This is a genomic window from Nocardia sp. NPDC005745 (assembly GCF_040630775.1).
Classification (GTDB): domain Bacteria; phylum Actinomycetota; class Actinomycetes; order Mycobacteriales; family Mycobacteriaceae; genus Nocardia.
In genome coordinates this window covers 69,893-82,388 of sequence record NZ_JBEXYF010000009.1, presented here as the reverse complement: position 1 = coordinate 82,388, position 12,496 = coordinate 69,893, and the positions used below count along the sequence as shown (strand labels likewise).

General features: G+C 69.9%; 12 protein-coding genes. 10 read left to right on the top strand and 2 right to left on the bottom strand.

All coding sequences use genetic code 11. From position 1 onward, the window contains the following. Positions 1-303 precede the first annotated feature (303 nt). From pheS to ABZ420_RS12095, 5 genes are read left to right on the top strand one after another with little or no spacing between them, the layout of a single operon-like run. Entirely contained in the window at positions 304-1,365 is a 1,062-nt protein-coding gene (gene pheS, locus ABZ420_RS12115; RefSeq protein ID WP_063050483.1) for a phenylalanine--tRNA ligase subunit alpha, read from the top strand. Positions 1,366-1,398: 33 nt separating this feature from the next. After that, complete coding sequence (gene pheT / locus ABZ420_RS12110; protein ID WP_357120708.1) at positions 1,399-3,906, top strand: phenylalanine--tRNA ligase subunit beta; 2,508 nt, start codon at positions 1,399-1,401, stop codon at positions 3,904-3,906. Between the two features lie 4 nt (positions 3,907-3,910). Further along, complete coding sequence (locus tag ABZ420_RS12105; protein ID WP_357120705.1) at positions 3,911-4,678, top strand: alpha/beta hydrolase; 768 nt, start codon at positions 3,911-3,913, stop codon at positions 4,676-4,678. A 39-nt stretch (positions 4,679-4,717) separates the two neighbouring features. Beyond that, on the top strand, positions 4,718-5,236 hold the full coding sequence (locus ABZ420_RS12100) for a hypothetical protein (RefSeq protein WP_357120702.1): 519 nt from the start codon (positions 4,718-4,720) through the stop codon (positions 5,234-5,236). Between the two features lie 42 nt (positions 5,237-5,278). Then, complete coding sequence (locus ABZ420_RS12095; RefSeq protein ID WP_357120699.1) at positions 5,279-6,298, top strand: hypothetical protein; 1,020 nt, start codon at positions 5,279-5,281, stop codon at positions 6,296-6,298. A 93-nt stretch (positions 6,299-6,391) separates the two neighbouring features. Here the strand turns inward: ABZ420_RS12095 and ABZ420_RS12090 are convergent, their stop codons facing one another. Then, positions 6,392-6,592, bottom strand: coding sequence for a hypothetical protein (locus ABZ420_RS12090; RefSeq protein WP_357120697.1), 201 nt, complete (start codon positions 6,590-6,592; stop codon positions 6,392-6,394). Positions 6,593-7,020: 428 nt separating this feature from the next. On the opposite strand from ABZ420_RS12090, the gene ABZ420_RS12085 reads away from it, so the two are divergent. The 4 genes from ABZ420_RS12085 to ABZ420_RS12070 are packed head-to-tail and all read left to right on the top strand — an operon-like array spanning position 7,021 to position 10,718. Next, a complete protein-coding gene (locus tag ABZ420_RS12085) occupies positions 7,021-9,381 on the top strand; it encodes an ATP-binding protein (protein WP_357120694.1) in 2,361 nt (786 codons plus the stop codon). A 41-nt stretch (positions 9,382-9,422) separates the two neighbouring features. Then, entirely contained in the window at positions 9,423-9,806 is a 384-nt protein-coding gene (locus ABZ420_RS12080) for a roadblock/LC7 domain-containing protein (RefSeq protein WP_357121053.1), read from the top strand. After that, positions 9,803-10,144, top strand: a complete 342-nt coding sequence (locus ABZ420_RS12075; RefSeq protein ID WP_357120691.1) for a DUF742 domain-containing protein — start codon at positions 9,803-9,805, stop codon at positions 10,142-10,144. Before ABZ420_RS12080 ends, ABZ420_RS12075 begins: the two co-directional genes overlap by 4 nt. A gap of 16 nt (positions 10,145-10,160) precedes the next feature. Then, entirely contained in the window at positions 10,161-10,718 is a 558-nt protein-coding gene (locus tag ABZ420_RS12070) for an ATP/GTP-binding protein (protein ID WP_357121050.1), read from the top strand. Between the two features lie 350 nt (positions 10,719-11,068). Here ABZ420_RS12070 and ABZ420_RS12065 read toward each other — a convergent pair whose 3' ends face one another. Beyond that, positions 11,069-11,569 carry a DUF3558 domain-containing protein gene (locus ABZ420_RS12065; protein WP_357120688.1) on the bottom strand — a complete coding sequence of 167 codons (501 nt, stop codon included), beginning with the start codon at positions 11,567-11,569 and terminating at the stop codon, positions 11,069-11,071. 284 nt (positions 11,570-11,853) lie between these two features. Here ABZ420_RS12065 and ABZ420_RS12060 point away from each other — a divergent pair, with 284 nt between their 5' ends. Beyond that, positions 11,854-12,453, top strand: coding sequence for an ATP/GTP-binding protein (locus ABZ420_RS12060; protein ID WP_357120685.1), 600 nt, complete (start codon positions 11,854-11,856; stop codon positions 12,451-12,453). The last annotated feature ends 43 nt before the right edge of the window (positions 12,454-12,496 follow it).

Sequence of the window (12,496 nt, the reverse complement as noted above, 5' to 3'; positions counted from 1 at the left end):
TCCTCGGCCGGGCGTTCCGCGGCGGCTGCCGGAACTCCCCCTCATCTCTTCCTGCTCGGCCTGCGTCCGGAGGTGGTGATGGTCCGCGCCGTTCCGGACCGGTTGCCGCGCGGTTCCGGCGCATGCCCGCCCTGCTCGGCGCGTGCGGGTGCACGGCCGCGTGGCTACCACACGGCTCGCGCGGCGTCGCGGGTAATCCGGGTGAATCCGCCATAGCGCATCGAATACGATTGCGACCAGCAGCAATGCGGGCAGGCGGCAGCCGTGCCCGTGAACCGATCCCCAGGGGAGAGACGGAGCATCGTGGCCGACGACATCGACGCAGGCGAGCAGAACGCGGCGCTGACCGAGGAGGCACTGGCCGCGGCAGCGGCGGCCGCCGAGAAGGCGTTCGCCGCTGCCGCCGACCTGGATGCGCTCGCGGTCGCGAAAACCGAGCACCTCGGCGGCAAGGCTCCGCTGGCCCTGGCGCAGCGTGCGCTGGGCAGCCTGCCCAAGTCGGAGAAAGCCGACGCGGGCAAGCGGGTCAACGTCGCCAGGTCCCGGGTGTCGGAGGCGTTCGAGGCGCGCCGCGTCACCTTGCTGGCCGAGCGCGACGCCGCCGTGCTGGTCGCCGAGGCCATCGACGTGACACTGCCCGCTGGCCGCGCGGCCGTGGGCGCCCGGCACCCGATCACCGTCATCTCCGAGCAGATCGCCGATGTGTTCGTCGCGATGGGCTGGGAGGTCGCCGAAGGTCCCGAGGTGGAGACCGAGCACTTCAACTTCGACGCGCTGAACTTCCTGCCCGACCATCCGGCCCGCACCATGCAGGACACCTTCCACATCGCGCCGGAGGGCTCGCGGCAGGTGCTGCGCACGCACACTTCTCCGGTGCAGGTGCGCTCGATGCTGGAACGCGACCTGCCGATCTATGTGGTCTGCCCGGGCCGCACCTTCCGCACCGATGAGCTCGACGCCACGCACACGCCGGTGTTCTCGCAGGTGGAGGGCCTGGCGGTGGACAAGGGCCTGACCATGGCGCATCTGCGCGGCACGCTGGACGCGTTCGCCAGGGCGCTGTTCGGCCCGGAGACCCGCACTCGCATGCGCCCGAACTACTTCCCGTTCACCGAGCCCTCGGCCGAGGTCGACGTGTGGTTCCCGGACAAGAAGGGCGGCGCGGGCTGGGTCGAGTGGGGCGGCTGCGGCATGGTGAACCCGAAGGTGCTGATCGCCAGCGGGATCGATCCCGAGGTGTACAGCGGGTTCGCGTTCGGCATGGGCCTGGAGCGGACGCTGCAGTTCCGCAACGGCATCCCGGACATGCGCGACATCGTCGAGGGCGACGTGCGTTTCACGCTGCCCTTCGGTATCCGGTCCTGACCTCACCCTTCGATCGAGAGAGCGAAACGTCAAGTGCGAGTAGCGCAGTCCTGGCTGACCGACATCATCCAGCGCACCAACCCGGAGTGGTCGGTGACGCCGGAGGAGCTCGACGCGGGATTCGTCCGGGTCGGACTGGAAGTCGAAGAGGTCGACAAGCTCCAGCGGGTCGCGGGCACGGAGGACGGCGAGCCGCCGCTGGTGGTCGGCCGGGTCGCCGAGATCACCGAGCTGACCGAGTTCAAGAAGCCGATCCGCTTCTGCAAGGTGGACATCGGCAAGCCCGAGCTGCAGGAGATCATCTGCGGCGCGCGGAATTTCGAGGTCGGTGACCTGGTCGTCGCGGTACTGCCCGGTGGCGTGCTGCCCGGCGGGTTCGAGATCACCTCGCGCAAGACCTACGGCCACGTCTCCAACGGAATGATCTGCTCAGTCGCCGAACTCGGTATCGGCAAGGACCATTCCGGCATCCTGGTGCTGGAACCGGGCACCGCCGAGCCGGGCACCGACGCCAACGCGCTGCTCGGTTTGGACGACACCGTCATCGAACTGAACATCACCCCCGACCGCGGCTACTGCTTCTCGGTGCGCGGCCTGGCGCGCGAACTGGCCTGCGGCTTCGATCTCGAATACGCCGACCCGGCGGTGCGTACCCTGCCCGACCACGAGCAGGAAGCCTGGTCGATCCGGGTCGAGCCGGACTCTCGGTGCACCCGCTTCGCGGCCCGCCGGGTCACCGGAATCGACCCGAATGCGGTCAGCCCGTGGTGGTTGCAGCGCAGGCTGCTGCTGTCGGGCGTGCGCCCGATCTCGCCCGCGGTGGACGTCACCAATTACGTGATGCTCGAGCTGGGGCAGCCGCTGCACGCCTTCGACGCCGCGAAGGTGTCGGGCGGCCTGGTGGTCCGCACCGCGAACCAGGGCGAGACGCTGCGCACCTTGGACGAGGTGGAGCGCACGCTCGACGCCGAGGACGTGGTGATCGCCGACGATTCGGGTGTCGTCTCGCTGGCGGGCGTGATGGGCGGCGCGAGCACCGAGGTCGGCGCGCGGAGCACCGACATCCTGCTCGAGGCGGCCACCTGGAACCCGCTGCTGGTCTACCGGACCGCGCGCAGGCACAAGCTGGTGTCCGAGGCGGGCAAGCGGTACGAGCGGGTCGTCGATCCGGAGATCAACGTCGCCGCGCTGGACCGCGCGGCCACCCTGCTCGCCGATATCGCCGGTGGCACCGTCGAGCCCGTGCTGACGGATTTCCGGGCCCCGCTCCCGGCGCCCGAGCCGATCCGGATGGACATCGACCTGGCCGATCGCGTCGCGGGCGTCACCTACCCCACCGGAACCTCCGCGCGCCGCTTGGCCCAGATCGGCTGCACCGTGGAGGTCGCCGTCAGCGAGGCCGGGCACGGCCAGCTGGTGGTGACCCCGCCCAGCTGGCGGCCCGACCTGGCCCAGCCCGCCGACCTGGTGGAAGAGGTGCTGCGGCTGGAAGGGCTCGAGCAGATCCCGTCCGTGCTGCCCGCCGCACCGGCCGGGCGAGGACTCACGCCGACCCAGCGCCGCCGCCGCGCCGTCAGCCGCGCGCTGGCGTTCGCCGGCGCCGTGGAGGTTCTGCCGCCGGTGTTCCTGCCCGCCGGGGTGTTCGACACCTGGGGCCTGGATGCCGACGATCCGCGCCGCGCCACCACCAGGGTGCTCAATCCGCTCGACGTGGAGCGCGCCGAACTGGCCACCACCCTGCTGCCCGGCCTGCTCGAAGTGGCCGTCCGCAACATCTCGCGGGGTGCGCGTGATCTGGCGATCTACGGCATCGCGCAGGTCGTGCGGCCCGGGGCGAACATCAGGGCGGTCGACCCGCTGCCGGTGGACCGGCGCCCTACCGACGCCGAGATCGCCGAGCTGCTCGACTCGCTGCCCGAGCAGCCGGTGCACGTGGCCGCCGTCCTGACCGGTCGCCGGGAGCCGCGCGGGCCGTGGGGTCCGGGTCGTGCCGTCGAGGCCGCCGACGCGTTCGCACTGGCCGACGCCGTCGCCGACGCGGCCGGTGTGACCATCGAGCGCAGGGCGGCGGCCCAGTTGCCCTGGCATCCCGGTCGCTGCGCCGAGCTGGTGGTCGACGGAACCGTCGTCGGCTACGCGGGTGAACTGCACCCCGCTGTGCTGGAACGTTCGGGTCTGCCGCCGCGCACGTGTGCCGTCGAACTCGACCTCGACGCGTTGCCGCTGCGGGAAGCGCGCCCGGTTCCCACGGTGTCGCCGTTCCCCGCGGTGCTCCAGGACGTCTCGGTGAGCGTCGAGAAGACGATTCCGGCGGCGACCGTACAGGCCGCGCTGCGCACCGGCGGCGGGGAACTGCTGGAGGACATCGCGCTGTTCGACGTGTACGAAGGCGCTCAGGCGGGCGAGGGACGCAAGTCGCTCACCTATGCCCTGCGTTTCCGGGCCGCCGACCGGACCCTCACCGAAGACGAGGCCAGTGCGGCGCGCGACGCGGCCGTCGCGGCGGCGGCCGACGCCGTGGGCGCGGTGCTGCGAGGCTGACCCGGTGCGGCACCCGGCCCGTCCGATCCTCAACGCGCTGACCTACCTGCCGGAGCGGACGGTGCTGCAGACCCCGGCGCTGCTCGGCATGGAGTACGCCGAACTGTCCCTGCCCACCTCGGACGGCGAGATCGTGCACGCGTGGTGGATGCCCGCCCGGAACTCGGTCGGGCACATCCTCTTCGCGCACGGCAACGCGGGCAACCTCGGCGACCGGGTGCCGATCTACGCGTTGCTCACCGAGGCCGGTTTCGACGTGCTGGCCTTCGATTACCGCGGGTACGGGCGCAGCACCGGCAAACCGACCGAGCACGGCACCTACCTGGACGCGCACGCCGCGCACCGGGCGCTGCTCGCGCAACCGGGTGTCGATCCGAATCGTGTTGTGTACCTGGGTAAGTCCCTCGGCGGCGGCGTCGTGCTCGAGCTGGCGCAACACCATCCGCCTGCGGGGGTGATGCTGATGTCCACCTTCAGCGGTCTGCGCGACGCGGCTCGTTCGGTCTACCCGTTCCTGCCCGCGCCCCTGGTGCCGAACGCCTATCCGAACGAACGCCGCATCCGCACGCTGCGCGCTCCGGTGCTGATCATGCACGGCGACCAGGACGAGCTGCTGCCGCTGCGGCACGCGCACCGGCTCTACGCCGCCGCGCCCGAGCCGAAACGGCTCGTCGTGTTTCCCGGGGCCGGGCACAACGATCTGATCGTCGTCGGCGGCTCGGCCTGGTACGACCTCGTGCGCGACTGGGCGGGCGCACTCGTCCGGTCGTGAACCGCGTGCGGCGCGGTCGTGGCTGCGTAGCCTGGCGGTATGAGTGACAACAGCGATATCGCGAGCCGGTTGGGCGGGCTGTCCGACGCGGAACTGGCAGGTGTCCTGCTGGTCGCCACGGCGGGCCGTCCCGGGTTCGCGGCGGTCCACGCCGCGTTGCTGGGGCTGGTGGAGACGGGGGATGCCGGTACCGCCGGGGATGTGACTCCTACCACCCCGGCCGGCGGCACCGCGCTCCCCGGGCAGGGGTCGGAGGTATCCGGCCAGGTAGGCGGCGGTTCCGCGGTACCGGCGGTACCGGTACCGCCGCCGGGTATGACCGGCACCGCCCCGAGCGGCGGATATTCGGTCTCCGGTGTTCCTACTTTCGAGTCAGTTCGCGATAAGGTCGAGCAGCGCTACGGCACCGCGCAGGGGATGGGCGAACTCGACCGGCAGACTCCAGCGGGCCGCAGCGCGGACGAACAATGGCAGGCACGCGAGAAGGCCGCGCGTGAGCGACTGGACCGGATCCGGGAATCGTTGCACGGCAACGACACCGAGCCGCGCCAGACGTGAACGGGCCGGGCGCGCCGGATGAAGAGTGATGGGTGGAATTCGATGAGCGAGCCGCGTGAGATCGCCGAACGGCTACTGGACGCCCAGGTGGAATTCCTGCTCGCCGAGGTCACCGGCGAGCGCTTCGCGGAGGTGATCGCGCGTGACACCGAGGCCGTCCTCGGGGTCGCCGACACGATCGTCTTCCGGGACGTCGTCGAGGTCGAGCATGCCAAGCAGACCGTCCGCACCATCGTCGAGCTGATCGGCGGCAGTCCGGTGTTCGCCGACATGGTCGGTGTGTTCGCCGACTCCATCTACGACCACATCGCGACCAACAACGACTACACCCTCGGCGAGGTGGTCGAGCGCGAGCCGGTCGAGGCGCTGCTGGAGAAGATCTTCGGCATGCACCAGGCGCAGGAACGCATCCTGGACCGGCTCACCGAGAGCCCGCTGGTGGCCACCGTCGCGTCGAAATTCGTGGACAAGTTGATCAACGACTTCATGCAGGCCAACCGCGAGCGCGCCGAGAAGATCCCGGGCGTCTCCTCGCTGATGTCGCTGGGCCAGTCCGCGGCCAATCGCGCCAAGAAGGCCGCCGACGGCACGTTCGTCGGCGACCTGGCGGGCAAGGGCGCGCTGTTCGCACTCAAGCGCACCAACAACGCCATCCGCGAGATGCTGCGCGACGCGCCGGTGCACGCCGCCGCGATGGAGTTCTGGGATCTGCACGCCGACGAACCGGTCAGCGGTCTGCGCGAATACCTCAGCCGCAAGGACCTCAACGAACTGGTGCTGCTGTGCTACGAAATCGCCGTCACCACGCGCGAGAAGGAGTACTTCGGCCTGCTGCTGGACGAGTGCGTGGAGGTGTTCTTCACCAAGTACGGCGATTACACCCTGGCGGCCATGCTGCCCGAACTCGGCCTCAGCGGTGACGACATCGCCGCGGAGATCCTGCGGTACGGGCCTGCGGTCATCGAGAGCGCGAAGCGGGAAGGCGTTCTGGCCGGATTGATCCGTGAACGCCTCGCGCCCTTCTACGCCTCCGACGAGGTACTTCGCATCCTCGCGGGGTGAGGCTGCGCAATTTCGGCAGCGCCGGGACGATCGATTCGCCGACGGTCGCCAGGCGATCGCAGGGGTTCTGATCCGCGGTCCGGTTGACCAGCGTCAGTTGCGGCAACCCCGCCGAGCCGGGAAGAGCACGTCGCACAATCTGGTTTTCGCGCTCGTCAGCGTGGCATCGGGGATGCCGGTGCTGGGATCGAACAGCTGGGTGGCCGTGCCCGCGGCCTGCGTTGTGGTCGTCGCCGGTGACCCGCTGGACTCGTCGCCGCAGGCGGCCGCTCCGAGCGCTACTGCTATTGCCAAAGGAATCAACGTAATTCGGGTGCGCCATCCAGCCATCCGGGTACATCGCGCCGGACTGGATCGGAGTCGGGCCGTGAGGTTTCGGGGCGGGCGAGGGTGGGTAACTGGCAGCCTGACTCGGCGTCTCCCGGTCCGAGCGGAGGCCGGATTCGTCGCGCCCGGTAACCCCCTCGTTGCCAGTGTGTTTAGAAGTCCGCACAGTGTCCGGTTTGACCGAATTTCGCGTTGACACCGGGAAGGCCTTGTGAAAGTTTGCCACTGATTCCGTGTCCTCGCCGTGCAGCGGTCACGGCGGCCGATCGGAGGAGCAGAGGGTGGTGCGGTCACGTCGACGACCGGAATTATCCGGCGGCACACGGTTTTTTACGCCCCGCCGACGGCAGCGATCGGGCAGCGGAATCGTCCGTCCCCGCACCATTCGCGGACAGTTGGCTCGAATCCTCGTCGTCCCCTTGGTGTTGGTGCTCGCGCTGCTGGGCGCGATGGTCGCGCGGGAGGTCGACGCGTACCGCGGGAGCCGGGACACGGCGGCCGCGGTACCGCTGGCGCTGGCGGTGCAGGACTTGGTGCACGAGACGCAGCGCGAGCGCGGCCTGACCAACGGCCTGCTCGGCGGCGACGGGCGATTGCTCCAGCCGGTCGCCGACCAGCGCGGCGCGGTCGACCATGCGCTGGGCGAGCTGCGGCGCGCGATGGCGGGCAACCCGCCCGGCGCGGACCGGGTGCGCGCGGCCGCCCGGCCGCTGGCCGACCTGGATGCGACCCGCGCCCGGATCGATGAGCGGCGAACGGCCCGGCAGGCGGCCTTCCAGTACTACACCGACGCCATCGACGCGCTGAACCACTTGTCCCTCGGTCTGGACCAGGCCGCCGATCCGGCGGTCCGGCACGGTCTGCAAGCGTTGTACGCCCTGGGTGAAGCCAAGGAGCAGACGGCGCGGGAACGAGGCTTCCTGAACGGCGTCTTCGCCGCAGGCGCTTTCGGGCCGGGCGAGTACGTGCAGTTCCTCGATATCCGGGCGGCCAAGCTGGCCGCTCTGACCGCGTTCGCCAACGACGCCACCACGGCCCAACAGGCCCGGTTGGACGCCGTGCTGGACAGCGACAGCGCGGTCCGGACTGCGGAGTCGGAGAACATCGCGATCGCCTCGAGCGCCGGACCTCTGGTGCGTCCGGTCGACCCGATCACCTGGTGGGCGAGGATGACCGGGGTCATCGACGAGCAGCGCACCGTGCAGCAGGCGGTCGGCGCCGACATCGGCTCGCGCGCGGAGGTGTTGCGCCGCAACGCCGCCTTGATCCTGGGCGCGTTCGTGCTCGCCGCGCTGGCGGCGATCGCGGTGGAAGTGGCGCTGGTCGTCTCCGCAGTACGCGCCATCGTCCGGCCTTTGGCCATGCTGGCCGCGGACGCCGACGACGTATCGAGCCGGCGGCTGCCCGACGTGATCGCGGCTTGGCGCAACGGCGACGACACCCGACCGCCAGACCCGCCCGCACCGGTGCGGACACCGGCGGGCGCGAGTGTTGAGATCGACGCCGTGGCACGAGCTTTGGATCGGGTGCAGTCCACCGCCTTCGACCTCGCGTCGGAGCAGGCGCTGGTGCGCCGCAACACCACAGAGTCGATGGTCAGCCTGGCCCGCCGCAGCCAGAATCTCGTGCGCCGCCAGCTCGGCCTGATCAGCGAATTCGAGCGGGAGGAGCTCGATCCCAAGGCGCTGTCGAACCTGTTCGAACTCGACCATCTCGCCACCCGAATGCGCCGCAACGCCGAGAGCCTGCTCGTGCTGGTCGGCGAGGCCGGTCCGCGCCGCTGGGCCGAACCCATCCCGCTGAGCGACGTGATCCGCGCGGGCCTGTCCGAGGTGGACGACTACCGCAGGGTGGTGCTGCGCCGGATGGACGAGGTGCTCGTCACGGGCGCGGGTGCCAGCGAGCTGGCACACATGCTCGCGGAGCTGATCGAGAACGGACTCGCCTTTTCCCCACCGGATCTCGAGGTCGAGATCTACGGGCGCGCCGGGCCGAACGGATATTTGCTCGCGGTGGTCGACCACGGAGTCGGCATGCCCGCCGACCACTTGGCACAGGCCAACGCACGACTGCACGGCGAACAGGATTTCGTGGTCGCGCCGACCCGCCATCTGGGCCACTACGTCGTCGGCAGGCTCGCCGAGCGGCTCGGCATCGGCGTCGAGCTGATCGCCTCGCCGGTGAGCGGCATAGTCGCGCGTCTGACGCTGCCGGCGGGCATGCTCGAAACCGGACAGGTACAGCGCGACGACCGGAGCGAGGCCGCGCCACGTGTCGCAGCGCTCCCGATCGGTTCGAGTTCGCCGAGACCACGTCCGTCCGTTGCCGCAGCGGCCGTGGCTCGCGCACCGGCTCGATCCAGGACGAACGCCGGGTCATCGGCCCAGACCCAGGTCGTCGCACCGCGAACGGAACCGGCGGCTGCGCCGCGCGTCGCCGCCCTCGACTCGAGCAGCCCGGCAGCGGGTTCCGAACCCGTGGTGCGGCACACCGAGAACGGCTTGGTCAAACGAAACAAAAAGGCCCGCGCAGCCGCCGCCGGTCCACGGCCCGGCACAGTGCCGCGATCGGAGCCCGCACCCGCGGTCGAGCGCTCACCCGAGGAGATCCGCGGCATGCTGTCCGCCTTCCGATCGGGCTACCAGCGTGGCGCGCCTGGAGGGCACGCCGCCGCCTCACAGGACGCCCTCATCCGCGCCGCCGATACGGCGCACGAATTCCAGCCCGCCGCCACCATGGCAGAGGAGATCCGGTGACCACCCACATATCGAGCGCCGACCCGCACACGTTCAATTGGATGCTGGCCAACTTCGTCCGGGAGACCGACGGTGTACGTGAGGCGGTCGCGGTCTCCTCGGACGGCCTGCTCATCGCCATGTCCGACGGCCTGGACCGCACCTCCGCCGACCGGCTCGCCGCCATGGTGTCCGGGCTGGTCGGGCTCGCCCGAAGCGCCTCGCGCAGTTACGCCTTCGACGGTCTGAAGCTGATCATGATCGAGATGAAGCGCGGCTTTCTGCTCGTCTCCGCCCTGGGCGACGGCAGCTGCCTCGGCGTGATCGCCGACAGTGGTTGTGACGTCGGGCTGGTGGGGTACGAGATGGCGGTGCTCGCCGAGCGCGCCGTCGCGCTGCTGGATCCCGCGCTCATCGCCGAACTGCGCGAGACGCTGCGGCGATGAGACGCGAATCCCCCGCCGACGAGCGATTCGTGCGGCCCTTCGTGGTCACCGCCGGACGCACCACGCCCCTGCTGGAGGGGCTGCGCATCGAGACGTTGGTGCGGGCCGAGGCCGCCGCGCTGTCCGCTCCGCTGCGCTTCGAGCAGCACACCCTGGTCCGGCTGTGCCAGCAGCCGCACTCCATCGCCGAAATCGGCACCGCGCTGCGGGTTCCGATCGGGGTGGCCAAGGTCGTCGTCAGTGACCTGGCCGCCGCCGGACACGTGACTGTGCGCGCCGCCGACCAGCTCACCGCCGCTGCCATCGAGAGGATCAGGGACCTTGTCCGGGCACTCTGACACGCGAACGCCGACCATGCCGTCCTCGGTGAAAATCGTGGTCAGCGGTGGGTTCGGCGTCGGGAAGACGACGTTCATCGGAGCCATCTCCGAAATCGAGCCGCTGGTGACCGAGGCGGCAATGACCGAGATGGCCGTCGGCGTGGACGACCTCGGACACCGTGCGGACAAGACGCATACCACGGTCGCCCTCGACTTCGGCCGCATCACCCTGGACAGTTCGCTGATCCTGTACCTGTTCGGCACGCCGGGCCAGGACCGCTTCGTCTTCCTGTGGGACGACCTGGTCGACGGTGCGCTCGGTGCGGTGATCGTGGTGGACACCAGCCGCGTCGACGACTGTTACCCCGTGCTGGACTATTTCGAGGAGCGCGGCACTCCCTTCGTCGTAGCGGTCAACCGCTTCGACGGCAGCGCCCACTTCGACCTCGGCGAGGTTCGCGAAGCGCTGGAGCTGGAGAACTGGATTCCGGTTCTGGAGTGCGATGCCAGGTCTCGTGATTCGGTCAAAGAGGTGTTGGTTTCGCTGCTGGAACAGGTACTGCTGCACCGCCCGGATCAGCTCACCGCGTGAGACATGGGCTGATCGCCACACACGGGGCTTGTCGGCGGTACGAAGTCTCCGGCCGGTGCCACACGGGTCGGCCGAACGAGGGTGCACGCTCGCCCCACATGGCACCGGCCGAAATTCCGAACGTCTTCGCCGAGGAATCCGCCGCGCGTCCGGCATCTGTACTGTCGCCCCTCCCGAACGACGACAAGGCGCAGCATCATATGCAACCTCAACGACTTCATGCAGGCCAACCGCGAGCGGGCCGAGAAGATCCCGGGCGTCTCCTCGCTGATGTCGCTGGGCCAGTCCGCGGCCAATCGCGCCGAGAAGGCGCCGACGCATCCTCGCGGGGTGAGGCTGGAAGCGCTGCGCTATTTCGGCAGCGCCGGGACGATCGATTCGCCGACGGTCGCCAGGCGATCGCAGGGGTTCTGATCCGCGGTCCGGTTGACCAGCGTCAGTTGCAGCAACCCCTGCCGAGCCGGGAAGAGCACATCGCACATCTGGTCCTTGGCGGCGTCGTCGACGCGGAACCGGCGGCCGGGCCGTCCGGCGATGGTGACGTCCTGGAAGTCGACATTGCCGGGCTTGCGTTCGAATTCGGCCACGGACGCGCCGTTGGAGAACACGCCGAGGGTGAAGTCGGCGCCCTTCCATCCGCAGATCTCCCAGCCCGGCTGCGCCACCCCGCCCACACCGACCTGCTTGCTCGCGGGATCGAGCCCGGCGCTCGTCAGCGCGGCGTCGGGGATGCCGGTGCAGGGATCGAACAGCTGGGTGGCCGTGCTCGCGGCCCGCGTGGTGGTCGTCGCCGGTGACCCGCTGGACTCGTCGCCGCAGGCGGCCGCTCCGAGCACTATCGCTATTGCCAAGGGAACCAATGTAATTCGGTGCGCCATCCGCCCTCTTGCCCTCCGGGTATATCGCGCCGGACTGTATCAGAGTCGCGCGGCGAGGTTTCGCGGCGGCCGAGGACGGGTACATGGTTGCTCGTGCGTCGGTGCCGGCGGCCGCATTCCATCGCCGGACATCGGTAGCGTGCCGGAAGCCTCGGTCGGGGCGCCGAGTCGTCGTCAGCGACCCGGCCCGACCGATCCGCGACCGGTGCGTGCCGCCGACCGGCGCACCGCCGCTGCTATCGAGAGGAGCAGGGAGCTTGTCCGGGTATTCCGACACGCGAACGCCGACCATGCCGTCTTCGGTGAAAATCGTGGTCGGCGGTGGTCACGGCGTCGGGAAGACGACGTTCATCGGGGCCGTCTCCGAAATCGAGCCGCTGGTAGCCGCGGCGGCGGCCGAGATCGCCATCGGCGCCGACGATCCGGAGAGCTGGGCAGACGACCCGCGGCCCGGTGTCGCCCTCGACGTCGGGCGCATCACCCTGGACAGCTCACTGCTGCTGTATCTGTTCGGCACGCCTGCCGAGGACGGTCTCGTCTTCCTGTGGGACGAACTGGTCGACGGGGCGCTCGGCGCCGTGATCGTGGTCGACACCGGCCGCGTCGAGGATTGTCAACCCGTGCTGGACTACTGCGCCGAACGCGGTACGCCCTTCGTCGTCGCGGTCAACCGCGTCGACGGCGGTGATTACCTCGATGTCCGTGCGGTGCGCGCGGCGCTCGGGCTCGCACACTGGATCCCGGTTCTGGACTGCGATGCCAGGCAACGTGATTCGGTCAAGAAGGTGCTGGTCACCCTGGCCGAACAGGTGGTGTCGCACCGCACGGATCACCTCACCGCCCGTACCGCGGGCTGAGCGCGGCCTGGGTGCTCGCCCCGAGCGCGGCGCCCGCAGAGAA

Coding starts and splice junctions, on each gene's coding strand:
- ABZ420_RS12095 (WP_357120699.1), top strand. CDS start 5,279: ATGAGCGAGCCGCGTGAGATCGCCGAACGGCTACTGGACGCCCAGGTG.
- ABZ420_RS12075 (WP_357120691.1), top strand. CDS start 9,803: ATGAGACGCGAATCCCCCGCCGACGAGCGATTCGTGCGGCCCTTCGTG.
- ABZ420_RS12070 (WP_357121050.1), top strand. CDS start 10,161: ATGCCGTCCTCGGTGAAAATCGTGGTCAGCGGTGGGTTCGGCGTCGGG.
- ABZ420_RS12080 (WP_357121053.1), top strand. CDS start 9,423: ATGCTGGCCAACTTCGTCCGGGAGACCGACGGTGTACGTGAGGCGGTC.
- ABZ420_RS12100 (WP_357120702.1), top strand. CDS start 4,718: ATGAGTGACAACAGCGATATCGCGAGCCGGTTGGGCGGGCTGTCCGAC.